The organism is uncultured Caulobacter sp., assembly GCF_947036865.1.
GTDB lineage: Bacteria > Pseudomonadota > Alphaproteobacteria > Caulobacterales > Caulobacteraceae > Caulobacter.
In genome coordinates, this window is the sequence record NZ_CAMQSF010000036.1 from 14477 (window position 1) to 36426 (window position 21950).

Genomic DNA, 21950 nt, shown 5'->3' on the forward strand with positions numbered 1-21950 from the left:
GGCCTCGGCGCCCGCATGGCGCAATGCGTCAAACGCGCGGATGGCGCTTCCGGATCGCGGCCGAGGCCTGAATCCGCCAGGCGCCGCGCAGCAGCCCCTCAAGCTCGTCGACCTCGATCTCGGCCAGGCGGACCAGCACGGCCGGATAGTTTCGATAATGATCGTCGGTGAAGAAGCGCTCGGGCGCGGCCTCCAGCAGCATCGCCTTGCTCTCCCGCGCGCAGCGGATCGCCGCGACGCCGGGGACGAGGACCCTGGACGCCTTGGGGGCCGGGCGGGCCAGATAGCTCCAGGCGAACGCCTTACCGCTCACCTCGAAGCTGAACGACCCGGTCGGGCCGATCCCGCCGGACGCTTCGGGCAGCGCCAGGGCCAGGCGCGCCAATTGCTCCGTGTCCGCCATCCCGCCCCGCGCGTAAGTCCCGGTTAAGGCTAAACCTTAAGATCAGCGACACGTCCGCGAAAGCCGATGTTTACCCATCGCCTGTATCAGTCTGAACCAACAAGAGCCCCGCTCCATGTGGGCGTGGCCGGTTCTGGTGGATGCCCAATGACCAAAACGGTCCTTGTCGTCGATGACGACCCGACACAACGTCGGCTGATTCAAGCGGTGCTTGAGCGCGAAGGCTTCGCGGTCGCGCACGCGGACAGCGGCGACGCGGCGATCGCGCACCTGACCACGGGCGCGCCCGCCGACGTGATCCTGCTCGACCTCGTCATGCCGGGCCTGAACGGCCATGAGACGCTGAAGGAGATGCGGGCGCGCGGCTTCACCCAGCCGGTGATCGTGCTGACCGCCAGCGGCGGCGTCGACACCGTGGTCAAGGCCATGCAGGCCGGGGCCAGCGACTTCTTCATCAAGCCGGCCAGCCCCGAGCGCATCACGGTCTCGATCCGCAACGCCCTGTCGATGGGCGACCTGAAGGGCGAGGTCGAGCGCCTGACCAAGCGGGCCGGCGGCAAGACCACCTTCGCCGACCTGATCGGCGCCTCCCCGGTCATGACTATGGTCAAGCGGATGGGCGAGCGCGCGGCCAAGAGCGGCATTCCGGTGCTGATCACCGGCGAGAGCGGCGTCGGCAAGGAGCTGATCGCCCGCGCGGTGCACGGCTCGTCCGACCGCGCCGGCAAGCCTTTCGTGGCGGTCAACTGCGGCGCCATTCCGGAAAACCTCGTCGAGTCGATCCTGTTCGGCCACGAGAAGGGCAGCTTCACCGGCGCCACCGACAAGCATCTGGGCAAGTTCAAGGAAGCCGACGGCGGCACCCTGTTCCTCGACGAGGTCGGCGAACTGCCGCTGGACATGCAGGTCAAGCTGCTGCGCGCGCTGCAGGAGGGCGAGATCGACCCGATCGGCTCTAAGCGCTCGGTCAAGGTCGACGTCCGCATCGTCTCGGCCACCAATCGCGACCTGCAGCAGGCCGTCTCGGCCGGCCGGTTCCGCGAGGATCTCTACTATCGCCTGAACGTCTTCCCGATCGAGGCCCCGTCCTTGCGCGAGCGGCGCGAGGACATCCCGGCCCTGGTCGAGGCGTTCATCCGCCGCTTCAATGTCGAGGAAGGCAAGCGCGTCATCGGCGCCTCGCCCGAGACCCTGCAACTGCTGACCGCCTTCGACTGGCCGGGCAATGTCCGCCAGCTGGAAAACACGGTCTATCGCGCCATCGTCCTGGCCGACGCGCCCTATCTGCAGCCGTTCGACTTCCCGGCCATCTCGGGGATGGCCGCGCCGGTCGAGGCCGTCTCGACGCCCCCCGCTCCGCCGCCGGCGGCCCTGCTGCAGGCGACCCACGCGGCCATGGCGGCGGCGACCAGCGCCCCGGAAGCGCCGGTGCGCATCCTCGACGACCGCGGCCACCTGCGGACGCTGGAGGAGATCGAGCGCGACCTTATTCAGCACGCCATCGACGTCTATGCCGGCCATATGAGCGAAGTGGCCCGCCGCCTGGGCATCGGCCGCTCGACCCTCTATCGCAAGGTCCGCGAGCAGGGCATCGAGGTCGACCTGAAGGAAGCGGGCTGATGAGCATGGCGACCCTGATGATCTTGCGACCGGTCTCGCGCGAGCAGCGGCTGAAGGCCCTGCTGAAGCCGGCCCGTCCGGCCCTGAAGCCGACGCGGGCCTGACCCGCGCCTCAACGGTTCAGCGCCCTTGGGCGGCCAGGTCCAGGCTTGGCCGCGTCTCGGGTTCGTTGATCGTCTCTTCGACGCGAATCCAGCCCGCGCCCGAGCGACAGACCCGCGCCTCGGCCGCCAGCCTTTCCAGCTCCCGCCCGACCGCGACCGGGGTGACCGGCCGGCTCCAGCGGTGATCCAGCTGCCGCGCGATCTCGGCCTCGTTGAGGCCGGGCGCGCAGCGCAGGGCCATCAGGATCATGTCGCGGGTCGAGCGTCCGCGTCGGCCGCGCTTGCCCGGCGTCGGCGGCGCGAAGGCCGCGGGCTCGTCGGCCGTCAGCGGGTCGGCCATGCCGGCCCGCTCGAGCGCCTCCAGCGCGAGCGCGATCGCGCGAAGCTCGCTCTCGAACGGCGCCTGGGCGCGCTGGCGGGCTTCAACGACGCGGGTTTCCAACTCCGCCCTTCGGCGCAGCAGATATTTATAGGTCGTCGCCATTGTTCCGATCCACGGCGCCATGACGTTCGCTCGGCGCCGATCCAGGCCGAGGCCCGCGCGCATCGAGACGATGGATCGCGATCCCGCCTCGCGACCCAGAACCTCACGACAAGATTAGGGTTGTTAACTATTTACAATTGTTCACATTTTGGGGCGGAGATCGTTACCGGCGCCTTAACGGCGCTGGAAGAACGATGATTTTTGGTAAGTCTTTGGGACGGAAAAGATATCAGGCCTGTCGGGCGCGCCAGGCGGCGATCAGGGCGATGGGCAAGCCGACCACGAACAGATGAGCCGACAGATTGTTGACGAAGGTCGCCAGCACGAAGGGCCCGCCGTGATTGGCGTTCGACAGCGGGACAACGCCGTACTTCATCGCCACGAAGGTGGCCGCGCCATAGGCCAGCCCCATCGTCACCGGCCGCTTGATCAGGATCGGCAGGCGCAGGCTGGCCAGCACGTAGCAGGCGACCATTCCGGTCATGATGACGTAGTGGGCGGCCAGGCCGAGCGCCGCCGCGCCGGCCCCGCCGGTGAACGCCGCCTTGCCCAGCAGGCCGCTGGCCACGCCCTGAAAGACGCGCTCGGGCGCCACCCCCTTGGTGACGCCCCAATAGACGCAGGCCTCGGTGATATCGAGCGTGCCGGCGACGGCCGCGCCCAACAGGATGGTCAGCGCCACATGGCGCGGCGACTTGGCGGCTTCCATGACGTCTCTCCCTCGACGGGAGGGATTTAACCACGAATCCGCGCGAGGCCGGCGCCGTTTCGTCGCGCCGCGATCACTCTGGAGCGTCTTCCGGCTCGGCCGAGCGGCGCGGCCGGCGGCCAAAGCCGCGCCGCATCGCCTTGGCCTCGCCGCCCTTCTTCTCGTCCTTGGCCTTGCGGGCGATTTCCTTGAGCTTGATCGTCTGGTTGCCCGACAGGGCCTGACCCCGCGCGCCCTTTTCGGGATCGGCGAAGGCGCGGCCGTAGGTCTCGACCCGCTCGGCGACGCTGGTAAGGAACTCGCCCTCCCATTCGGAGAGCTCGACGCCCGACTTCTCGGCCGCGCGACGGGCCCGCTTGAGGGCGTTCAGCGCGGCCCGCTTGGCTTGTTCCTTGGGATCGGGCGGCTTGGCGCGCATCCGGGAAGCCTAACGCGCGCCTCGCCAAGCGCAAATCCTCCCCCGAGCGGGAGAGGACCTAGGGACTTAGATCTCGCCGATGGCCGACAGATAGAGGTCGAGGATCGCGTCCTCTTCCTGGCGCTTGGCGCGGTCCTGCTTGCGCAGGCGCACGACCTTCTTCAGCACCTTGACGTCGAAGCCGTTGCCCTTGGCCTCGGCATAGACCTCCTTGATCTGCTCCATGATCTCGGCCTTCTCGACCTCGAGGCGCTCGACGCGCTCGATGATCGACTTCAGCTGGGTCTGGGCGGTGGAGTTCAGGACATCGGCGTGGGGAATGGCGTCGTCGGCCATGCGGGCGTCTCGCGGAAAGGCTGGAAATCGGAGGCGCGGAACCTAGTTCGAAGCCGCGCCGCTGGGAAGCGCGATTCAGCGGCTATCCCCTACCGTCCTTCCACCCGCGCCCGGGCGACCTCGGCCAGGGCCGCCAGGTCCAGGTCCTTGTCCTCGCCGCCCAGCAGCATCTCCAGGCTGGCCTCGGCCAGATCGGCGAGCGGCATGGACAGGCCCTTGGCCTCCGCCGCGTCGAGAACCAGGCGCACGTCCTTCAGGCCCAGCGCCGCGCCGAAGCCGGGCGGGCTGTAGCGGCGCTCGGCGATCATGCCGCCATAGATCTTGTAGATCGGCGCGGCGAACAGGGTGCTGGACAGCATCTCCAGCAGGTCGGGGGCCTCGACGCCATAGGCCTCGCCCAGTGCCACGGCCTCGCCCATGGCCTCGATAGCCGAGACGATCATGAAATTGCCGGCCAGCTTCAGGGCGTTGGCGCGGACCGGGTCCTCGCCCAGCGGCCAGACCTTGGCGGCCAGAGTCTCCAGCGTCGGCAGGGCGCTGGCCACGGCCTCGGGCGCGCCGGCGGCCAGCACGTTGAGGCCGCCAGCTTGCGCCACGGGCGGCCGGCCGAACACCGGCGCGGCGACATAGCCGAGGCCAAGCTCGGCGTGCAGGGCCGCCAGCTCGGCGGCGAAGGCCGTCGAGATCGTCGCATGGTTGACGTGGAGGACGCCCTTGCGCGCCCGGGCCAAGGCTCCGCTGTCGATCAGCACCTCGCGCATGGCCGCGTCGTGGGCCAGCATGGAGAGCACGATGTCGGCGCCGAACACCTCGTCGACGGTCGCGGCCGGCGTGGCGCCCTCGGCGGCCAAGGCGTCGACGATGGCCCGCGAGCGGTTCCACACCAGCACCGTCTCGCCCTTCGCCAAAAGGTTGCGAGCCATGGCCGCGCCCATGGCGCCCAGGCCGATGAAACCGATGGTCATGTGGGAACTCCGTCTAGGGTCGCCCGAAGGGGGTTGGAACCGAAACCTCGCCCTTCGACAAGCTCGGGGTGAGGTTTCCACTCAGCCGCGGTGAACGGTCGTCGCGGCGATCAGAGCAGGCCATGTCGCTCGACCGCGCCGCGCAGCCGCGCCGGGTCGGTGAAGTGATGCGTATGGAATCCCAACGCCTCTGCGGCCTCGATGTTCTTGAGACTATCGTCGATGAACAGCAGATCGGACGCCGCCAGCCCCGTCCGCTCCAGCACGATCTCGTAGATGCGGCGATCCGGCTTGATCACGCCCTCGTCGCCCGAGACGATCGCGTCGCGGAAATGGGCGAAATGGGCGGGGGAGACCGCCTGGACGACCGGCCACTTGGATTGGGGCATGTTGGTCAGGGCGAACTGTGGCGTGTCGCGCGCCGCCAGGGCCTCGATCACCGCCGCCGTCTCCGGTATCGGCCCCGACAGCATCTCGTCGAACCGCGCGTCCCAGGCGCGGATCACCGCCGCGTGCTCGGGGAAGCGTTCGATTAGCGGCGCGGCGTTGTCGGCGAACGACACGCCCCGGTCATGCGCGACGTGCCAATCCAGGGTGCAGACATGCGAAAGGAACCGGTCGAGATCGGCCGGTTCCTTGAAGATCTTCGCGTAGAGCGCGCGGGGATCCCAGCGCACGATGACATTGCCGACGTCCCAGAGAACGGCTCTGGGACCCGTGGGCGTCATCAGCCTTGCTTGGCCTTGAAGCGCGGGTCGGTCTTGTTGATGATGTAGATGACGCCCTTGCGGCGAACCATCTTGCAGTCGCGGTGGCGACCCTTCAGCGACTTCAGCGAGCTGCGAACCTTCATGACCGTCTCTGTCTGTACTCAGCGGAGAGGTTCGGGCGCGCACGAGATGACGGCCGGAACATCCGGGTGTTTCGGAGGCGGTGCGTATAAGCAGGACGCGGCCCGGAGTCAATGCGCGGAAGGGCCTTTCGCGCAAGCTTTCCAAGGAACTTCACCCGTCTGGCGCGCTTGTGATTGAACCCGTCGCCAGAACCCCGGTAGCTTTCCCCGCATGGCTCTCGATCGTCGCGTCTTTCTCGTTCTCCTGCTCGCCGGCTGCGCGGACACCTCGCCGCAGGGACCTCTGACGGCGGTCGCCCCGCCGCCGCCGCCCGCGCCCAAGCCCCAGACGCCGACCGGCCCCGCGCCGACGCCTCAGACCCCGGTCCCGACCGGCGAGCTGTCGTTCGACACCTGGCTGGCGGACTTCCGCGTCCGCGCCCTCGCCGCCGGCCTGTCGCCCGCCCTGCTGGACCGCGAGCTGTCGGGCGTCACCCCCGACCCCAAGGTCATCAGCCTGGACAGCCGCCAGCCGGAATTCTCCAAGCCGGTCGGCGACTATGTCCGGGGCGTGATCAGCGACGACCGGGTCGCCGTGGGCCGCGCCAAGCGCGAGCAGCTGACCTTCCTGCCGGCGATCGAGGCCCGCTATGGCGTGCCGCGCGACATCCTCCTGGCCGTCTGGGCCATGGAGTCGGCGTTCGGCCAGCTGCAGGGCAATTTCGACGTCGTCCGCTCGATGGTCAGCCTGGCCGCCGACGGCCGTCGCCGCGCCTGGGCCGAGGGCGAGCTGATCGCGGCCCTGAAGATCATCGATTCGGGCGAGGTGACCCGCGCGCAGCTCAAGGGCTCGTGGGCCGGGGCCATGGGCCAGACCCAGTTCATCCCGTCGAGCTATCGCTCCACGGCGGTGGACTTCGACGGCGACGGCCGACGCGACATCTGGAGCTCCGACGCCGACAGCCTGGCCTCGGCGGCCAATCTGCTGGTCAAGGGCGGCTGGAAGCGCGACGTGGGCTGGGCCAAGGAGGTGATCCTGCCGGCCGGCTTCGACTATGCGGTCACCGAGGTCGAAAAGCAGCTTCCCGCCTGGTGGGAGGCGCGGGGCGTGCGGCGGGCCGACGGCCTGCCCTGGACGGCCCAGGACGCCGCCTCGCCGGCCATGCTGCTCTTGCCGGCGGGCGCGGCTGGGCCGGCCTTCCTGGCCCTGCCGAACCATTTCGCGATCCGGACCTACAACAACTCGACCGCCTACGCCCTGGGCATCGGGCTGCTGGCCGACCGCTTCGCCGGCGGCGGGCCGCTGGTCACGCCCTGGCCCGTCGAGACGCCGCTGTCGCTGTCGGACCGGATGGCCGCCCAGATCGCCCTGGCCCGGGTCGGCTTCGACCCCGGCCCCGCCGACGGCGTCATCGGCGCCGGCACCCGCAAGGCCCTGCGCGCTTGGCAGCAGAGCCAGCGCCTGCCCGCCGACGGCTATCTGTCGAACGACATGGTGGCGCGGCTGAAGGCCCAGGCGGGGATCGCGCCGTAGGGGGAAAACCTCGCCCTTCGACAGGCTCAGGGTGAGGTTTTCTCGCGCCCGAGCCGAAATACGTCCTCACCCTGAGCTTGTCGAAGGGCGAGGACGGCTCCGCGCGTGGTTCTAGGCGCTTGTTATCTCCATCCAGATCGACCGCCGCTGGCCCGGCTTCAGCACGACCATCCCCGTCTCGCCCGCGCCGAACGGATCGGGCCGGCTGGCGCAGGGCTCGACGCACAGGAAACCCTGGCCTGGCGGGACATAGACGTGCAGCCAGCGGCAGTCGGCCGAGGCGGTGACGACGGTGTCCGGCCGGCCGGGGGCCGTCAGCGTCGCCCGCTGGTCCCAGCCCGTATAGCAGTGGTCGATCAGGTCGTGGCCCGCCACCGGCGCGCCCGCCGCCCAGTCCGGACCCCAGACGCCCGCGTGATGGATCGTCGGCAGCACCTCGGCGTCGATCAGCCAGACGCCGTCGTTGGCGGCCGTCAGCGTCTCGCCCGGCGCGGCGGGGAAGTAGGGGTGGAAGCCCAGGCCCGCCGGCATGGCGGCCTCGCCCGTGTTGGTCACGGTGAGCTCGGCGCGCAAGCCCGTCTCGCTCAGCGTGAACCGTTGTTCGGCGCGGTAGGCCCAAGGCCAGGCGTCGGGCGCGTGCGCATAGGACAGCAGCGCCTCGCCGTCGGCGGCCGTCTCGACCGTCCAGGCCGCGCGCCAGCCCTGGCCGTGCAGCGGATGCGGGTGATCGCCCAGGTTCGGCGGCAGCACAACCTCGCGCCCCTCGAACGCGAAGCGGCCTTGGGGAATGCGGTTGCAGAACGGGACCAGCGGGAAACAGGCCGCCTCGAGCGCGTCGCGCGCGCCCGCCGCCATCGGCCTGAGCACGTTCCGTCCGCCGACCGTGAAGCTCGCCACCGCGCCGCCGACCTCGGGCGCGAACGTCAGGCGCGCCTGGCCCTTCTCAATGGCGATCGTCATGCGGCTCCCCCGGATGTGAGCGGTCTCACTGCCTTGCGCCTCCGACCGGCGCAAGCTCAACTGCGGTCATGAGCGAAACTCTTTCCGCCCCGGCGGCGCGCCGCATCGCGCTGGCGGCGCAAGGGTTCGGGCGGCCTCGGCCGGCCGCCCCCGGCCGGCGCCATCTGCTCTCGACGATCGAGACCCTGGGCGTCGTGCAGATCGACTCGGTCAATGTGCTGTCGCGCTCTCATTACCTGCCGTTCTTCGCGCGTCTGGGCCCCTATGACCGCGCGCTGCTGGACGAGCTGGCATGGGGGAAAAAGCGCGCCCTGGCTGAGTACTGGGCGCACGAAGCCTCGCTGACCCCGCTCTGGATCCATCCGCACCTGCGCTGGCGGATGCGGGACGCGCTGGACGGGGTCGGCGTGTGGAAGAACGTGTCCGGCTTCATGCGCGGGCACGCCGACTTCATCGAGCAGGCCCTGACCGCCGTCGCCGAGCGCGGCCCGCTGGCGGCCTCGGAACTGAATCTGGGGCGCAAGGGCGAAGGCGGCTGGTGGGGCTGGAGCGAGGGCAAGCGGGCGATGGAGTGCCTGTTCTGGACCGGCCGCCTGACCACCGCCACGCGCCGGGCCAGCTTCGAGCGGGTCTATGATCTGCCGGAAAGAGCCTTGCCATCGATCAGTCGGACCCCGACGCCCGACCGCGGCGAGGCCCATCGCTCCCTGCTGGCGACCGCCGGCCGGGCGATGGGCGTGGCCACCGAACGGGACCTGCGAGACTATTTCCGCCTTGGTCCGGCCGACACCCGCAAGGCGCTGGCCGAACTCGTCGAGGACGGGATCCTGACGCCGGTTCAGGTCGAGGGATGGAACCAGCCGGCCTATCTCTGGCCAGAGACCCGCCGGCCCCGCGCCATCAAGGCCGACGCCCTGCTCTCGCCGTTCGACAACCTGATCTGGTTCCGTGAACGGACCGAGCGGCTGTTCGGCGTCCGCGTGCGGCTGGAAATCTACACCCCGGCCCACAAGCGCACTCACGGCTACTACGTGCTGCCGTTCCTGCAGGACGAGGCGATCACCGCGCGCGTCGACCTGAAGGCCGACCGCCAGGCGGGCAAGCTCCGCGTCCTCGCCGCTCACGCCGAACCCGGCGCGGACGACCAGACCGCCGGCCGCCTGGCCAGCGCGTTGGCGCTGATGGCGTCGTGGCTAGGATTAGCGGAGGTCCAGATTCACCTAAAAGGCGATCTGGCGACCCATTTAGAGGCGTTCTTCTAGCCCGCCGACGCGATGACATCTCGACCGGACTGTAAAGCATTGTAAAAATACCGCCTTGAGTCGAGCAAGCTTGGCCGGAGCACGTTATTAATGAGTTGTTGGCCGTCTGCTCGTCGCCCCACCGACAGTGTGTCGGCCGCGGCGCGCCTCGCTCCCCCGCGAGGCGCGCCAGTTCCCAGCGTAAGTGAGCAAATGAAAGTCGCGCTGCTCGACGACGATCCCAGTCACAACGATCTCGTCGCTTCGGTTCTGGACGCCGCCGGCTTCACCTGCACCAGCTTCACCGCCCCCTCGCGTCTGCTGGCGGAGCTGCGCAAGCAGACCTTCGACCTGATCATCCTCGACTGGAACATGCCGGAGCTGAGCGGGGTCGAGACCCTGAGGCTGCTGCGCGAGGATCCCGTCACCGCCCCGCCCGTGCTGCTGCTGACCAGTCGCTCGGTCGAGGCCGACCTGGTCGAAGGGCTCAACGCCGGCGCCGACGACTACATCGTCAAGCCGCTGCAGCCGCAGGTGCTGTTGGCCCGGGTCAACGCCGTGGTCCGGCGCGTGCACAAGGCTCCGAGCCAGCCGTCCAGCGAGCAGCATGGCCCCTATCGCCTGGACGCCGGCGCGCAGACCGCCAGTTGGGGCGGCCATGTGGAGGCCTTGACGCCCAAGGAGTTCCAGCTCGCCAGCCTGCTGTTCAACAACCTGTCCCGGCCCTTGTCGCGCGAGTATCTGCTGCGACGGATCTGGGGCCAGCGGCCGGACCTGGAGACCCGAACCCTGGACGCCCACGTCTCGCGGCTCAGGGCCAAGCTTCACCTGAGGCCCAGCAACGGTTTCCGGCTAAGCACCGTCTACGGCTTCGGCTATCGTCTGGAGGCATGCGAACCCGAGACCGGCGACGGGGGAGAGTAGAATGATCAGGGCTGCGGGGGCGGGCCTTTTCCTGACGGCGAGCTTGAGCCTGGCGAGCCAAGCCGCCGCCCAGCCCGGCGGACCGCCCGCGCGCGGACCGGGCGGCGAGCCGCCAGTGGCGTACATGGTCCGGCCTGGCGACACCCTGATCGGCCTGGCCCGCAGCTATATGAACCGACCGGGCGACTACCGCGCGGTGCAGAAGGCCAACCGCGTGGCCGAACCGCGGCATCTGCGCCAGGGCTCGCAGCTGAATATCGATCCGAACCTGCTGAAGGCGACCCCGATCGCCGCCACTTTGTCGGCGTTCACCGGATCCGTCGTGATCGAGACCAACGGCCAGCGGGCCGCCGCGCGGGTCGGCATGCCCCTGGCCGAGGGCCAGACGGTGATCACCGGCCCCGGCGCCTTCGCCACGTTCGAGCTGGACGACGGCTCGCGCGTCACCCTGCCGTCCAACACGCGCGTGCGCATCGCCCGGCTCCGCCAGGTGCTGATCAACAACGCCCCCCAGCGCGTGTTCCAGCTGGATCAAGGCAAGGGCGTGATCTCGGCCACGCCGACCCAGACCCCCGGCGCGCGGTTCGAGGTGCGCACGCCGGTCTCGGTCTCGGCCGTGCGCGGCACCGAGTTCCGGGTCGGCGCCAGCCAGGACAAGGCTCAGACCGAGGTCCTGAAGGGCGCCGTCGGCGTGGCGGCGGGGCAGACGGCGACGGACGCGCCGACGATCGCGGCCGGCTTTGGCGTCAGCGCCGGCGCCGGCGGCGTCGGGGGACCGATCGAGCTTCTGCCCGCGCCGGAGCTGACGGCCGGAGGCCAGCTGCAGCGCGAGCCTCTGGTGCGCTTTTCCGTCGAGCCGGTGAAGGGCGCGGCCTCGTACCACCTGATGCTGGCGCGCGACGCCGGCTTCATGGACGTGTTCGCCGAGGCCAACACCCAGACCACCACCCGCGAGCGGGCGATCGCGGACTTCGGCCAGGTGCCGAGCGGCGACTATTTCGTCCGCCTGACGGCGATCGATCCGGACGGCCTGGAGGGCCTGCCCGCCGACTACGCGTTCCACCGCGACCTTGGCGGCCCGGACGCGCCGCCGGCCACGCCGCGCCAATATCTTTTCCGCTGGAGCGGCGCGGGCGAAGCCGTGCGCGGCTATCGCTTCCAGCTGTTCGCGGCCAAGGATCCGGCCACGCCGATCGTCGACCGACCCGGCCTGTCCGAGCCGCGCGTCGTGCTGACCGACCTGTCCCCCGGCGCCTATGTCTGGCGGGTGACCACCGCGCGCCTCGAGAAGGGCGTGGCGACCGAGACGGTGGGGACGTCGCGATCGCTGCGGATCGGGCCGTGATCCGGCCGGCGCGACGGACATGAGGCGCCTCTCGGGCCGGCTGCTCTCGTGGCTGCTGCTGTCCATCCTGGCCAGCCTGGCCTTCGTGGCGCTCGCGCTGTGGCCGCCGCGCCGGGTGGACAACGTGCTGTACGACGCGCTGGCGCGGACGCGCGAGCGCCCGGCCGACGCCTCGATCCTGATGGTCGACATCGACGACCGCAGCCTCGCCGAGCTCGGCGCCTGGCCCTGGTCGCGCGAGATTCACGCGCGGATGGTCGACCGGCTGACCGCCGCGGGCGCGCGGGCGATCGTCTATGACGTGCTGTTCAGCCAACCCAGCGACGACCCGGCGCGCGATCAAGCGCTGGGCGCGGCCATCGCCCGCTCGGGGCGGGTCTATCTGCCCCAGTTCCTGATCGACGCGGGCCAGGGCGCCCCGCCGCGCGTCGAAGGCTCGATTCCGGAGATCAGCCAGGGCGCGGCGGGCGTCGGCCTGGCGCACGTGCGCTTCGACGAGGACGGCGTGGTGCGCCGCATGGCGCCGTTCGAGGCGGACGGAACGGGCCTCGGCCCCGACCTGATGACGGTGGTCTATCGCGCGACGCTCGGCGACCGGCGACCCGATCCGACGCTTGGCGCCGACGAGACGATGCTGATCCCGTTCGCCGGCCCGCCTTCGCTCTACAAGCGCGTCAGCTTTTCCAGCGTGGTGGATGGCGAGGTTCCGGCCTCGCTGATCGCCGGCCGCACGGTGTTCGTCGGCCTCACCGCGCCGGGACTGGGTCCGGCTTTCCCCACGCCGGTGACCCCCGACGCCGCGAGCATGACCGGGGTGCAGTTGCAGGCCAGCATCCTCGACGGCCTGCGGAGCGGTCAAATGATCCAGGCGGCCGGACCGGGAGGCCGCGTCGCCTTCGCCCTGACCCTGCTCTGGCTGCTGCTGGCCGGCCTCCTGGCGCTGCCGCCGCGCGCCAACCTGGCGCTGACGCTTGGCCTGGGCCTCGTGGGGCTGGCCTATTCGGCCGCGCTTTTCTGGCTGGGCCACGTCTGGCTGTCCCCGGTCGCGCCGGTCGTCGGCCTGCTGGTCGTGGCCTTGCTGTGGGGCTGGACGCAACTGGGCCGGGTCAATGACCTGCTCGGCCAGCAATTGGCCCGGGTGCGGTCGGTCGTCAGGGGCCGCGGGCGCGAACCGGTCGATTTCGAGAGCGACGTCGTGGCCCGCCAGGCCTCGAGCCTGGGCGAGGCGATCACCCGGATGGACGACCTGCGACGCTTTTCGGCCGACGCTCTGTTCAGCCTGCCGGACGCCACGCTGTTGGCCGACGCGCGCGGCCGGGTGATCGCCGCCAACGCCGCGGCGCGAACGCTGTTCAAGTCCGTCCACGCCGAGCTGGTCGGAACGTCTCTGGCCGACCTGATCAACACGCTGGAGCCCCTGGGCCAGCGCTTCGAGCTGGATTGGCCGCGCGAGACCGAGCGGGACGCGCCGATCGACCTGCACCTGTCCGACGGACGCGCCTTTCAGCTGCAGACGGTCTTCCGCCGCGACGAGGCGGGCGCGAGCGCGGGCTGGATCGTGCGGCTGGCGGATATTTCGATCCTGACCGCCGCCATGCGCCAGCGCGAGCAGGCGCTGCAGCTGCTGACCCACGACATGCGCTCGCCGCAGACCTCGATCCTGGCGCTGCTGGCCACCACGCCGGAGCTGCCGCGCGAAGTCTCCGACCGCATCGCGGCCTATGCGCGCCGCACCCTGGCCCTGGCCGACGGCTTCGTGCAGTTGGCGCGCGCCGAGGTCACGCCGGTCTCGCTGGAGCCGGTCGACCTCGTCGATATCGCGGTCGAGGCGATCGACGAGGTCTGGCCGCAATCGGTGCAACGCAAGATCCGCATCGAGCAGTTCGGCGACGACGCCCCGCTGATGGTGATGGGCGATCGGAGCGTCCTGGCCCGCGCCCTGGTCAACTTGCTGGGCAACGCGGTGAAGTACGGTCCGGAAGGATCGACCATCACCGTCACCCTGGCCGAAAAGCCGTCGGCGAACGGCCCGAGCGCCGTCGTGACTATCGCCGACCAGGGGCCGGGCTTCTCGCGCGAGGAAGCCGCCACCGCGTTCCGCCCCTTCCAGCGCTTCGAGCGCCCCGGGCACGATCTGGCGGTCAGCGGCGTGGGCCTGGGCCTGGCCTTCGTCCAAGCCGCCGTCGCCCGTCACGGCGGCGAGGTCTCGTGCCGTAGCGAAACGGGCGTCGGCGCGGAGTTCACGGTCCGCCTGCCGAAGCTGGGCCTCGTCCCATAGGGCCGGACGCGCGCGGCCAACCCCCGCGACATTTCGCCACATCTGACGCCGTCCCCGAAGCGGGGCCTGGACGGGACGCGACGCCGCGCCGGCGAACCGACGAAAAAACATCGTTGTTTCAACGCTCGTCGCGCGCCGCGCGCGGGCGCGCCGGGACGCCTTGGCGGAGGCGAGAAAGCCGCCCGCAACTAACGATCGTTTTTCCGCCAAAAAGATGGATAGTGCTGCGCCGTAAAGGGAAGGCGCTTGGCGGACGTAGGTGGTGATCTTTTGGGCGTAGGCGACTCGGACAAGGCCGGCTTGCTGGGCCTGTACGAGGAAAAGCGCGCCAATCTGGTGCGCTTCTTCGCCGCGCGCCTCAACTCGCGCGCCGAGGCCGAGGACCTTGTCCAGGATCTCTATATCCGGCTGGCCGGCATGGAGAGCGTCGGCCCGATCGACAACCCGTCGGCCCTGCTGCACCGCATCGGTTCGAACCTGATGCTCGACCGCCTGCGCAGCCAGAAGCGGGCGACGACGCGCGACAACGACTGGCGCAGCGCCCACACGATCAGCGTGGCCGGTCATGAAATCGCCGACGAACCGCCGGCCGACGAGGTGGTCGCCAGCCGTCAACGCCTGAAGGCGCTGGTCGAGGCGGTCGAGGACCTGCCGGAGAAGACCCGTCAGGCGTTTCGGCTGCACAAGCTGGAAGGGCACAGCCACGCGGAGACGGCGCGCCGGATGGGCATCAGCGTCAGCACCGTCGAGAAGCACATCAGCGCCGCCTTGAAGACCCTGACGAGGCGGTTACGGTGATTTATTCAGTCGATCATAGGGGATGGCGCCGAGCCGCGACGTCTCCACCCAAGGGGATGATGGATCCTCGTCGGAGCAAAGCCGGATGAGCCGGTCAGCGCAGCACCTGCAAGAGGCGGCCGATTGGCTGGCCCGACTGCAGCGGCCGGAGGTCGAGGAGGCCGACTGGTTGGCGTTCGACGCCTGGCTCGGGGAGCCGGGCGCGGCGCAGGCGTATGACGCCGTCCAGGCCATCGACGAGGAAATCTTCCAGCGGGGTTCGGCCATCCGGGGGGAATCGGCCGAGCCCAGGCGCGCCGCGGCGAGGCGGACGTTCACGATCGACTGGCGTTGGCTGGGCGGTCTGGGCGCCGCGGGCGCCGCGGCGGCCGTCGCCCTGGTCATCGCGCCCTGGGGCGAGCTTCTGCCGCCGTCCGACACGCTCTATGCCACCGCCAAGGGCGAGAGCCGCGCCATCCAGTTGGCCGACGGCAGCCATATCGACCTGAACACCGACTCCCACCTGTCGGTGCGACTCGACAAGGACGCGCGTCGCGTCACGGTCCACGACGGCCAGGCCCTGTTCGACGTGGCGCACGACGCTCAGCGTCCGTTCCTGATCACCGCCGGGGACGAGACGGTGCGCGTGGTCGGGACCAAGTTCGATGTCCGTCGTCGCGACGGCCAGCTGACCGTCACCGTGCTGCGCGGCCTGGTCGAGGTCTCGACGGACGGCGACGATAGCCCGGTCCGTCTACGTCCCGGCCAGATGCTCGAGCATGTCGAGGGCGCCTCGGGCGTCGTCGTGCATGCCGTGGCGGCCGAGGATCAGGTGGGCTGGCGGTCGGGGCGGCTGATTTATCGCGACCAGCCGCTGGAGCGCATCGTCGGCGACATGAACCACTATTTCGAGCGGCCGCTTCGCCTCGAGGGTGAAAACACGGCCAACCTGCGGTTCTCGGGCGTATTGATCGTGGATGGTCAGGATGCGATGGTTCGTCGTCTGACCAGCCTCATGCCGATTTCGGCGACGCCGACCGATGATGCCATTGTCCTGCGCGGAAGGCCGTCCGCACCGCATTAGCGCTTTTGATCGGGCCCGATCCTGAGACGGGCCTCGCTCCTTTTCGCCGCCAGCATCCTAGGCCTGGGCGTCCTCGGCTCCCCCGCGACAGCGGCTGAAACGCGCGCGCGTCTGAACATCCGCAAGGCCACCCTCGCCGAGACCCTGATCGAGCTTGGCGCCCGCATGGGCGTCTCGATCGGGGGCGTCGACGCCTGCAAGGGTCCGGGCGTCCCCCTGGTGGGCGCCTTCACCGTCCGCGAGGCCCTGGATCTGGCGTCGCGCGGGACGAACTGCGCCTATGTCCTGGTCGACGCGCGCACCGTGCGGTTTTCGCCCGCTCGCCCGCCGACGCCCCCGCGCGCGGCTCCGCCGCCGCCGCCCAGGATCAGCGCGCCGGAGCCGATCGCGCCCCTGGCCCCGCTGATCATCAGCGCCGGCAAGCGCTCGCCGCGCCTGGGCAGCCTGCCGGGCGGCGTCAGCGTGATCGGCTCGCCGCAACTGCAAGACACCGGTGTCGGGGAGACCGGCTCGGTGGCGCGCCAGACGGCGGGCTTCATCACCACCAATCTCGGCGCGGCGCGGAACAAGATCCTGCTGCGCGGCCTCTCGGACGGGACCTTCACCGGTCGCACCCAGTCGACGGTCGGCACCTATCTCGACGACGTGCCCGTCAACTACAACGCGCCCGACCCCGATCTTCGCCTGATCGACGTCGATCGCGTGGAGGTGCTGCGCGGACCCCAGGGCGCGTTGTACGGCGGCGGCTCGCTGTCCGGCATCTATCGGATCGTCACGCGCCAGCCCGAGTTGGCCGTCTACAGCGGCATGGCCGAGGCGACCGTGGCCACCACCGAGGCCGGCTCGGAGAGCTACCGGCTCGAGGGCGTCGTCAATATTCCGACCAGCCAGCAGTCGGCGCTGCGCGCGGCGATCTATCACGATGTCGATGGCGGATATCTGGATGACGTCAATCTGCGCCTGTCGAACGTCGACAAGACCACGCGCCGGGGCGGCCGCGCGGCTTGGCGCCTCGATCTCGGCGATTGGCGGATCAAGCTCGGCGCGGCGATCCAGAACGTGTCGTCCAAGGACACGCAATACGTCACCCTGGCCCCTGGCGGTCCTCGACGCGCCAACCAGGTGCGCGAGAGCCACCGCAACCGGCTGAGCCAGTCGTCGATGAAGATCGAGGGCTCCGGCGACTGGGGCCAGTTCGAGTCGGTGACGGGCTACCTCACGCACCGCTACGCCAGCCGCTACGACGCGACCGTGGCCCTGACCCAGTTCGCCGACGAGGACAAGGCGATCCAGCTCGGCGTCTACGACGAGTCCGCCATGGTGCGCATGGCCGTCGAGGACATGATCTATACCGCGCCGGCGATCGGTCGGCTGCGCTGGATGCTGGGCCTGTTCACCGCCACCAGCATCGAGCTGGGCGACTCCGACCTTCGGGCGCGATCCAACAACGTCACGCGCAGCGTCTATGACGAGCAGCGCAAGGATCGCGTCAACGAATACGCCGCCTATGGCGAGGCCAGCTACGACCTGGGCGCGGGCTGGAAGGTCTCCCTGGGCGGGCGCTCGTTCAAGACCACGGTCCATACGCGGTCCTATGTCCTGTCGCCGCCGCCGGGGCAGTCGCGGAATCTCGATCGCACCGCGACATTCCAGGGCTTCTCGCCCAAGGTCTCGATCCAGCGCGACCTGTCGCGCGGCGGCCTGATCTATGCGCTGACCTCCGAGGGCTATCGAGCGGGCGGTTTCAATTCCGGGGGTCTCGGTATCCCTTCGGAGAGCCGCAAGGTGTTCCGGCCCGATCACCTGCGCAACTACGAGATCGGCGCCACGCTCAATCCCTGGAGCGGTCGCGTCAATCTGCGGACGGCCCTGTTCTACGAGGACTGGCGCAACATCCAGACGGACCAGTACTTCTCGTCGGGCCTGTCCTACACCGCCAATATCGGCGACGGGCGCAATCGCGGGCTCGAGATCGAGACCGCCTGGCGGGCCACGCCGCGCCTGACGGTCTCGGCGAACGCGCTGTTCAACGAACCCAAGCTGACGCGCATCGCGCCCGGCTATGGCATCACCGACTCGGCCGGCCTGCCGGGCGTGCCCGACGTCTCCTATGGAAGCCTGGTCACCTATCGCCGCCCCGTGCTGTCCAACACCACCCTGATGCTGACCGCCGAGACCGGCTATATCGGTCGCTCGCGCCTGACGTTCGATCCGCGCTACTCGCCGTCGATGGGGGGCTATTACACCGGCAAGCTGTCGGCGCAGCTGTTCACCGATCGCTGGCGCGCGGCGTTGTTCGTCAGCAATCCTTGGAACAGCTCGAGCGACACCTTCGCCTACGGCAACCCGTTCAGCTTCGGTCAGGTGCGTCAGGTGACGCCGCAGCGCCCGCGCACGTGGAGTCTGTCGCTCTCCGCCAACTTCTAGTCTCCGAGGCGGAGACGTCTTTGCAAACCTTACACATTTCTTAGCAAACGGGCGGGGGGAGGCTCCCCCTGGCGCCGTCATCCCATCGAGGCGGCCGCGGGGCGCGGCTGTTCGATCGAGGATGATGTGATGGCCAAGCTTTCGGCCTTGATCTGCGCGCACAACGAAGAGCAGCGCCTGCCGGCCTGTCTCGCCGCGCTGTCCTTCTGCGACGAGATCGTCGTGGTCGCCGACCGTTGCAGCGACGGCACCGAGGCCGTGGCCCGCCAGTATGGCGCCAAGGTGGTGTCGGGCATCTTCCCGATCGAAGGCCCGCGCAAGCACGCCGGCATCGCCCGTTGCACCGGCGACTGGATCCTCGAGCTCGACGCCGACGAAGGCGTCACCCCGGCCTTCGGCCAGGAAGTCCGCGAGACCATCGACCGCGACGCCGCCGCCGACTGGTATCAAGTTCCGATCGACAACTATGTCGGCGACCAACTGGTCCGCCACGGCTGGGGCGGCTCGTTCGGCACCGCCTCCGCCGCCCGGCTGTTCCGTCGCGGCCACAAGTCCTGGAAGGCCGAGCGCGTCCACCCGGCGGCCAAGCTGGAGGGGGTGTTCGGCGGTCGTCTGACCGAGCCTCTGAAGCACATGGTCGACGAGGACATCGCCGACATGTTCGCGCGCCTCGGCCGCTACACCGCGCTGCGCGCCCAGGACCTGGCCGACAGCGGCAAGGTCAAGAGCCTGGCCGACGATTCCTTCCGCGGCGTGCGCCGGTTCTTCAAGTGCTATGTCTCGCGCAAGGGCTTCCGCGAAGGCGATCTGGGTTTCCTGATCTCGCTGATGGCCGGGCTCTATCCGATCCTGTCGAACCTCCGCGCGCGGGAAATCCTGCGCGGCCGCGCCCAGGCCGCCAAGGTCGAGCGTCTCGCGCCGGTCACGGCCCCGGCGCCGCTGCGTCGCGCCGAGGCCGTCGCGCAATAGGGCGACCATGGCCCGCTCGCCTCTCGCCTTCCGGCTGATCCTGGGCCCGGAACTGCGCCGCTGGGCCAAGGCCGGCCGCGCGCCGGTGCTCTGGTGGCGCGACGACGACGCGCGGGTGCCGACCGGCGCGCTCGAACAGTTGCTCAGCGTCTCCCGCCGTCACGCCGCGCCGCTGACCCTGGCGGTGATCGCCGGACCCAGCCTGCCGCTGCTGGTGCGCCGGCTCGAAGGCGAAAAGACCGTCGAGATCGCGGTCCACGGCTTCAAACACGTCAACCGGCAAGCGCGCGGCCAAGGCTTCGGCGAGATCGTCGAGGACGACGGGATCGACTGGGTGCGCGGCCAGCTCCTGGCCACCGTCGCGGCGTTCCACCGCGCGGGCGCCGCGCCGAGCCTGTTCGTTCCGCCTTGGAACAATCTGCGGCCGCAGCTGCTGGCCGCCCTGCCGGGCTCGTCGCTGACGGCGGTGTCGGGCTTCGATCAGCCGCGCTCGACCGACGGCGTCCCGCGCCTGGACGCGCATCTCGACGTGTTGCGCTGGAAGGGCGGGGGGCGGTTCCGGGGAAGCTGGCGGTTCCTATCGCGGATGCGCCGCCTGATGGCCCAGCGTCGACTCGCGGGCGACTGGGACCAGCCGATCGGCCTTCTGACCCATCACCTGGATCATGACCGCGAGACGTGGCTGTTCCTGGAATGGTTCCTGGGCGCGTTCCGGATTTCCGCCCGGCGCGATCTGCTGGACGAGGCCGCCCAGCCGCCCGCCGCGCTCAGCGCCTGACGGCGTTCAGGCCGGTTCCGGCCGATCCCGCAGGCACTCGCCGATCGCGCGGGCGCAACCCGGCAGACCCAGGGCGCCGACGAACGACATGGCCACGGCGCAGACCAGCATGATGGGTTGGAAAATGCGCATTGGGGATCTCCACGCGTCGGTCGTCGGAGGCACTTTGCCGGACTTATAAGACGGAACCTTGACGATTGTTCCGAGCCCGAACAAAAAATTCAGAGCGCGTCCGTTTTCCCCAGATCATAGGCCGCCCGCGCGGCCTCCAGGCGGTCGAGCTTGGCGCGCAGAGGCGCCCAATCGTCGGCCTCGGCGATGGGGGCCCACAGCGCCTCCACCTCGTCGATGATCAGCTCCTCGGGCTCGGATCGCTGGAAGACCGGGTCGGCCAGGCGCTCCGGCCGGTCCGGCTCGAACGCCGCCAGCCGGGCGCGGAAGATCTGGAACGCCTCGCTCGCATAGAGGGCCGCGCGGGGGCCGGCCAAGGCGCGCGCCGTCGACGCCTCGCCGCCGAACCAGTCGAAGAAGAAGGGCTCCCAGCGCAGGGCCTCGCCGCCCTCGGCCAGGGCGCGGAAGGCGGCGTTGACGAGTTCGACATCGCGCTCGGCGTCCAGGCTCTTGAGGCCCAGCCGGTCCAGCATCGCCCGCCGCAAGGCCAGGCGATAGGCGTCGGAGAACCCGTTCAGGGCCGCCAGCAGCCCGGCCTGATCGGTCGCCAGGGCTAGGCAGGCCGCGAGCTGCTGCAGGTTCCAGAACACCGCCTCGGGCTGGCGGCCGAAGCTGTAGAGCCCCGACTGGTCGAAATAGGCGGCGACGAAGTTCGGATCGTTGCGGGGCAGGAACCGCCAGGGTCCGTAGTCGAAGCTCTCGCCGGTCACGACCATGTTGTCGGTGTTCAGCACCCCGTGGACGAAGCCCGCCGCCATCCAGCGCGCCAGCAGCCGCGCGCTGGCGTCGACCGTCGCCGCCAGCAGCGCCGCCGGGCGATCGGGCGCGTCCGCCAGATGCGGAAAATAGGTCTCGACCACGTGGTCCACGAGTTCGACGACCAGGTCGCGCCGATCGAAATAGGCCAGGCGCTGGAACGTGCCGAAACGGATGTGGCTGTGCGACAGGCGGGTCAGGACGGCCGAGCGGGTCGGGCTGGGCTCGTCGCCGCGCGTCAGGGGCTCGCCGGTCTCGACCAGCGAGAAGGCCCGCGAGGTCGGAACGCCCAGCGCCTCCAGCATCGTCGCCGCCAGGATTTCGCGCACGCCGCCCTTCAACGTCAGGCGGCCATCGCCGCTCCGCGACCAGGGCGTCTGGCCCGAGCCCTTGGTGGCCAGGTCCAGGAGGCGCCCCGTGTCGCGCTCGCGAAGCTGGGCGAACAGAAAGCCGCGCCCATCGCCGAGATCGGGGTTGTAAACGCGGAACTGGTGGCCGTGATAGCGCATGGCCAGGGGGACGGGCTGGTTGTCCGGCAACGGCGCGAAGCGGCCGAAATGGCGGATCCATGCCGCCTCGTCCAAGCCCTCGAGCCCTACGCTGGCCGCGGCGCGGGCGTTGCGATAACGCGTGATCGTCTCGGGAAACGGGGCTGGCTCGACCGGATCGGAGAAGTCCCGACCCAAGGCCTGGAAGCGCGGATCGGGGCGGTAGGCGGACGAGAAACCCATGTCCGCCAGATGAGGTCGGGACCGTTCCGACACAAGCCCCTTTCGAATTTCGATGACGGCCCCGAGCGCATGTCGCTTCCCGGCAAAAGAAAACGCCAGAACAT

22 protein-coding genes and 1 pseudogene are annotated in these 21950 nt (G+C 69.8%); 12 read left to right on the forward strand and 11 right to left on the reverse strand.

Going from position 1 to position 21950, the window contains the following annotated elements; translation table 11 throughout:
• Window positions 1-28: 28 nt before the first annotated feature.
• Window positions 29-403, reverse strand: coding sequence for an MmcQ/YjbR family DNA-binding protein (locus Q0V34_RS16265; RefSeq protein ID WP_297513872.1), 375 nt, complete (start codon window positions 401-403; stop codon window positions 29-31).
• A 147-nt stretch (window positions 404-550) separates the two neighbouring features.
• Between Q0V34_RS16265 and Q0V34_RS16270 the strand changes: the two genes are divergently transcribed.
• Both Q0V34_RS16270 and Q0V34_RS16275 read left to right on the forward strand, forming a co-directional pair.
• A complete protein-coding gene (locus tag Q0V34_RS16270) occupies window positions 551-2023 on the forward strand; it encodes a sigma-54 dependent transcriptional regulator (protein WP_297513876.1) in 1473 nt (490 codons plus the stop codon).
• A 5-nt stretch (window positions 2024-2028) separates the two neighbouring features.
• Entirely contained in the window at window positions 2029-2127 is a 99-nt protein-coding gene (locus tag Q0V34_RS16275; RefSeq protein WP_297513933.1) for a hypothetical protein, read from the forward strand.
• A 16-nt stretch (window positions 2128-2143) separates the two neighbouring features.
• On the opposite strand, the gene Q0V34_RS16280 is transcribed toward Q0V34_RS16275, so the two are convergent.
• From Q0V34_RS16280 to ykgO, 7 genes are all read right to left on the reverse strand, one after another.
• Window positions 2144-2611: a hypothetical protein gene (locus tag Q0V34_RS16280; protein ID WP_297513879.1), complete on the reverse strand. Its 468-nt coding sequence runs from the start codon at window positions 2609-2611 to the stop codon at window positions 2144-2146.
• A 229-nt stretch (window positions 2612-2840) separates the two neighbouring features.
• Window positions 2841-3320, reverse strand: coding sequence for a hypothetical protein (locus Q0V34_RS16285; RefSeq protein WP_297513883.1), 480 nt, complete (start codon window positions 3318-3320; stop codon window positions 2841-2843).
• A gap of 73 nt (window positions 3321-3393) precedes the next feature.
• The gene (locus Q0V34_RS16290) at window positions 3394-3738 is read right to left on the reverse strand and encodes a hypothetical protein (RefSeq protein WP_297513885.1); all 345 of its coding nucleotides are present in this window, start codon (window positions 3736-3738) and stop codon (window positions 3394-3396) included.
• Window positions 3739-3804: 66 nt separating this feature from the next.
• Entirely contained in the window at window positions 3805-4074 is a 270-nt protein-coding gene (locus Q0V34_RS16295; RefSeq protein ID WP_297513888.1) for a DUF2312 domain-containing protein, read from the reverse strand.
• 89 nt (window positions 4075-4163) lie between these two features.
• Window positions 4164-5120, reverse strand: coding sequence for an NAD(P)-dependent oxidoreductase (locus Q0V34_RS16300; protein ID WP_297513893.1), 957 nt, complete (start codon window positions 5118-5120; stop codon window positions 4164-4166).
• A 29-nt stretch (window positions 5121-5149) separates the two neighbouring features.
• On the reverse strand, window positions 5150-5767 hold the full coding sequence (locus Q0V34_RS16305) for an HAD family phosphatase (protein ID WP_297513896.1): 618 nt from the start codon (window positions 5765-5767) through the stop codon (window positions 5150-5152).
• Complete coding sequence (gene ykgO, locus Q0V34_RS16310; protein WP_004616427.1) at window positions 5767-5892, reverse strand: type B 50S ribosomal protein L36; 126 nt, start codon at window positions 5890-5892, stop codon at window positions 5767-5769. The genes Q0V34_RS16305 and ykgO overlap by 1 nt, the downstream gene beginning before the upstream one ends.
• 211 nt (window positions 5893-6103) lie before the next feature.
• Between ykgO and Q0V34_RS16315 the strand changes: the two genes are divergently transcribed.
• On the forward strand, window positions 6104-7405 hold the full coding sequence (locus Q0V34_RS16315; RefSeq protein ID WP_297513900.1) for a lytic murein transglycosylase: 1302 nt from the start codon (window positions 6104-6106) through the stop codon (window positions 7403-7405).
• Window positions 7406-7516: 111 nt separating this feature from the next.
• Here Q0V34_RS16315 and Q0V34_RS16320 read toward each other — a convergent pair whose 3' ends face one another.
• A complete protein-coding gene (locus Q0V34_RS16320) occupies window positions 7517-8365 on the reverse strand; it encodes an aldose 1-epimerase (RefSeq protein WP_297513903.1) in 849 nt (282 codons plus the stop codon).
• A gap of 68 nt (window positions 8366-8433) precedes the next feature.
• On the opposite strand from Q0V34_RS16320, the pseudogene Q0V34_RS16325 reads away from it, so the two are divergent.
• The 9 genes and pseudogenes from Q0V34_RS16325 to Q0V34_RS16365 all read left to right on the forward strand — a co-directional run bounded on the left by Q0V34_RS16325 (window position 8434) and on the right by Q0V34_RS16365 (window position 20188).
• Window positions 8434-9662, forward strand: a pseudogene (locus Q0V34_RS16325) (winged helix-turn-helix domain-containing protein).
• 55 nt (window positions 9663-9717) lie between these two features.
• The gene (locus Q0V34_RS16330; protein ID WP_297513905.1) at window positions 9718-10530 is read left to right on the forward strand and encodes a response regulator transcription factor; all 813 of its coding nucleotides are present in this window, start codon (window positions 9718-9720) and stop codon (window positions 10528-10530) included.
• A 1-nt stretch (window position 10531) separates the two neighbouring features.
• Window positions 10532-11875, forward strand: coding sequence for a FecR domain-containing protein (locus Q0V34_RS16335; protein WP_297513909.1), 1344 nt, complete (start codon window positions 10532-10534; stop codon window positions 11873-11875).
• A gap of 19 nt (window positions 11876-11894) precedes the next feature.
• Window positions 11895-14153 carry a CHASE2 domain-containing protein gene (locus Q0V34_RS16340; protein ID WP_297513912.1) on the forward strand — a complete coding sequence of 753 codons (2259 nt, stop codon included), beginning with the start codon at window positions 11895-11897 and terminating at the stop codon, window positions 14151-14153.
• Between the two features lie 246 nt (window positions 14154-14399).
• Complete coding sequence (locus Q0V34_RS16345; protein ID WP_297513916.1) at window positions 14400-14951, forward strand: RNA polymerase sigma factor; 552 nt, start codon at window positions 14400-14402, stop codon at window positions 14949-14951.
• An 85-nt stretch (window positions 14952-15036) separates the two neighbouring features.
• Window positions 15037-16014, forward strand: coding sequence for a FecR domain-containing protein (locus Q0V34_RS16350; RefSeq protein WP_297513918.1), 978 nt, complete (start codon window positions 15037-15039; stop codon window positions 16012-16014).
• 165 nt (window positions 16015-16179) lie between these two features.
• Window positions 16180-18441, forward strand: a complete 2262-nt coding sequence (locus Q0V34_RS16355) for a TonB-dependent receptor (RefSeq protein WP_297513921.1) — start codon at window positions 16180-16182, stop codon at window positions 18439-18441.
• Between the two features lie 129 nt (window positions 18442-18570).
• Window positions 18571-19410 carry a glycosyltransferase family 2 protein gene (locus tag Q0V34_RS16360; protein WP_297513923.1) on the forward strand — a complete coding sequence of 280 codons (840 nt, stop codon included), beginning with the start codon at window positions 18571-18573 and terminating at the stop codon, window positions 19408-19410.
• Between the two features lie 7 nt (window positions 19411-19417).
• Window positions 19418-20188, forward strand: a complete 771-nt coding sequence (locus tag Q0V34_RS16365) for a polysaccharide deacetylase family protein (protein ID WP_297513926.1) — start codon at window positions 19418-19420, stop codon at window positions 20186-20188.
• A gap of 6 nt (window positions 20189-20194) precedes the next feature.
• On the opposite strand, the gene Q0V34_RS16370 is transcribed toward Q0V34_RS16365, so the two are convergent.
• Both Q0V34_RS16370 and Q0V34_RS16375 read right to left on the reverse strand, forming a co-directional pair.
• Window positions 20195-20320 (reverse strand): hypothetical protein, encoded by a 126-nt coding sequence (locus tag Q0V34_RS16370; RefSeq protein WP_297513929.1) that lies wholly within the window; start codon window positions 20318-20320, stop codon window positions 20195-20197.
• A gap of 89 nt (window positions 20321-20409) precedes the next feature.
• Window positions 20410-21855, reverse strand: coding sequence for a protein adenylyltransferase SelO (locus Q0V34_RS16375; RefSeq protein WP_297513936.1), 1446 nt, complete (start codon window positions 21853-21855; stop codon window positions 20410-20412).
• Window positions 21856-21950: the final 95 nt, after the last annotated feature.

Coding starts and splice junctions, on each gene's coding strand:
- Q0V34_RS16355 (WP_297513921.1), top strand. CDS start 16,180: ATGGGCGTCTCGATCGGGGGCGTCGACGCCTGCAAGGGTCCGGGCGTC.
- Q0V34_RS16330 (WP_297513905.1), top strand. CDS start 9,718: ATGAGTTGTTGGCCGTCTGCTCGTCGCCCCACCGACAGTGTGTCGGCC.
- Q0V34_RS16340 (WP_297513912.1), top strand. CDS start 11,895: ATGAGGCGCCTCTCGGGCCGGCTGCTCTCGTGGCTGCTGCTGTCCATC.
- Q0V34_RS16320 (WP_297513903.1), bottom strand. CDS start 8,365: ATGACGATCGCCATTGAGAAGGGCCAGGCGCGCCTGACGTTCGCGCCC.
- Q0V34_RS16285 (WP_297513883.1), bottom strand. CDS start 3,320: ATGGAAGCCGCCAAGTCGCCGCGCCATGTGGCGCTGACCATCCTGTTG.
- Q0V34_RS16370 (WP_297513929.1), bottom strand. CDS start 20,320: ATGCGCATTTTCCAACCCATCATGCTGGTCTGCGCCGTGGCCATGTCG.
- Q0V34_RS16350 (WP_297513918.1), top strand. CDS start 15,037: ATGAGCCGGTCAGCGCAGCACCTGCAAGAGGCGGCCGATTGGCTGGCC.
- Q0V34_RS16295 (WP_297513888.1), bottom strand. CDS start 4,074: ATGGCCGACGACGCCATTCCCCACGCCGATGTCCTGAACTCCACCGCC.
- Q0V34_RS16335 (WP_297513909.1), top strand. CDS start 10,532: ATGATCAGGGCTGCGGGGGCGGGCCTTTTCCTGACGGCGAGCTTGAGC.
- Q0V34_RS16305 (WP_297513896.1), bottom strand. CDS start 5,767: ATGACGCCCACGGGTCCCAGAGCCGTTCTCTGGGACGTCGGCAATGTC.
- Q0V34_RS16315 (WP_297513900.1), top strand. CDS start 6,104: ATGGCTCTCGATCGTCGCGTCTTTCTCGTTCTCCTGCTCGCCGGCTGC.
- Q0V34_RS16360 (WP_297513923.1), top strand. CDS start 18,571: ATGGCCAAGCTTTCGGCCTTGATCTGCGCGCACAACGAAGAGCAGCGC.
- ykgO (WP_004616427.1), bottom strand. CDS start 5,892: ATGAAGGTTCGCAGCTCGCTGAAGTCGCTGAAGGGTCGCCACCGCGAC.
- Q0V34_RS16275 (WP_297513933.1), top strand. CDS start 2,029: ATGGCGACCCTGATGATCTTGCGACCGGTCTCGCGCGAGCAGCGGCTG.
- Q0V34_RS16290 (WP_297513885.1), bottom strand. CDS start 3,738: ATGCGCGCCAAGCCGCCCGATCCCAAGGAACAAGCCAAGCGGGCCGCG.
- Q0V34_RS16365 (WP_297513926.1), top strand. CDS start 19,418: ATGGCCCGCTCGCCTCTCGCCTTCCGGCTGATCCTGGGCCCGGAACTG.
- Q0V34_RS16265 (WP_297513872.1), bottom strand. CDS start 403: ATGGCGGACACGGAGCAATTGGCGCGCCTGGCCCTGGCGCTGCCCGAA.
- Q0V34_RS16280 (WP_297513879.1), bottom strand. CDS start 2,611: ATGGCGACGACCTATAAATATCTGCTGCGCCGAAGGGCGGAGTTGGAA.
- Q0V34_RS16270 (WP_297513876.1), top strand. CDS start 551: ATGACCAAAACGGTCCTTGTCGTCGATGACGACCCGACACAACGTCGG.